The 705-nt window shown below is 60.9% G+C and carries 1 protein-coding gene; it reads left to right on the top strand.

Annotated elements, in window-relative coordinates; translation table 11 throughout:
- A partial coding sequence (locus ACR0LL_RS21265; RefSeq protein ID WP_480589315.1) for a type I secretion system permease/ATPase occupies positions 1-705 on the top strand: 705 nt, incomplete at both ends.

The raw sequence follows: 705 nt of genomic DNA on the forward strand, positions 1-705 counted from the left end.
GCATGATGTCGCAAGCGCGTTCCCAGGACGGGTGTGTTGCGGAGTGCCTTCAGGCCCTCCGTTCCACGCTGCTAGGCATTGGCCTGCTCAGCCTGCCGATCAATCTCCTGATGCTCACCGGGCCCCTCTTCATGCTGCAGGTGTATGACCGGGTGCTGGCGAGCGGTTCGGTGCCGACACTGATGGTGCTGGCTGGTTTGGCGGGCGGCATGTACATGTTCTATGGCCTCCTCGAGGGCATCCGCTCGCGCGTGCTGTTGCGCGTCGGTCAGCATCTCGATGCACAGCTGTCTGCAACAAGCTATGAATGCTCGATCGCGCTGCCGGTTCTGATGGGCCGCAAGGCGGAAACACTTGATCCGGTGCGCGATCTGGAAACCGTGCGGCAATTCCTCGTTGGACCCGGGCCAACAGCGATCTTCGATCTTCCCTGGATGCCGGTTTATTTGACCATCATCTATGTCTTTCACCCGACCCTCGGACTGGTTGCCATTGGGGGGGCGGTCTTCATTTGTATCCTGATCGGCCTGAACGAGATCGCATCCCGGAAACCGTCGGCAGACGCCAACCGACATGCCGTTCAACGCGCGGCCATTGTTGAACAGGGGAGGCGGAATGCCGAGGCCGTCCGGGCCATGGGCATGACCGCAACGCTGAAAGAGCAGTGGGAGGCGATCAATGGCACCTTTCTCACCAAACAGCGGC

This window comes from Ruegeria sp. AI2 (genome assembly GCF_056541275.1).